The sequence below is a fragment of the Undibacterium sp. TJN19 genome (genome assembly GCF_049339485.1).
Classification (GTDB): Bacteria; Pseudomonadota; Gammaproteobacteria; order Burkholderiales; family Burkholderiaceae_D; genus Undibacterium.
Window position 1 is genome coordinate 1 of record NZ_JBMPPL010000089.1, and the last position, 259, is coordinate 259.

The 259-nt window shown below is 58.3% G+C and carries 1 protein-coding gene; it reads right to left on the bottom strand.

The features are described 5' to 3' along the window. On the bottom strand, nucleotides 1-259 hold a 259-nt coding region (locus ACO0LH_RS28660), incomplete at both ends, for a hypothetical protein (protein WP_422944555.1).

A 259-nucleotide genomic window follows, 5' to 3' on the forward strand; every position in this document is an offset into this window, starting at 1 on the left:
TTGGATGTACCCACCAGGCGGATGGTTTCGAAACCAGAGACGTTGGTCCATTCAGAAGCACCCAGGGCGATGGTGTCGCCCAGGCTGGCGCCTGTCAGGTCACCGTCGATGACCAGTGTGTCGCCTGTGCCAGCGCCACCAGCAACGGTGTCGGAGATGGTCAGACCAGCACGTGTGTCTTGGATGTTATCGAAGATCACGGTGTCGTTACCGGCACCCATGGTGATTTTTTGGCCGCCATTGACTGCGGATGTGTTGG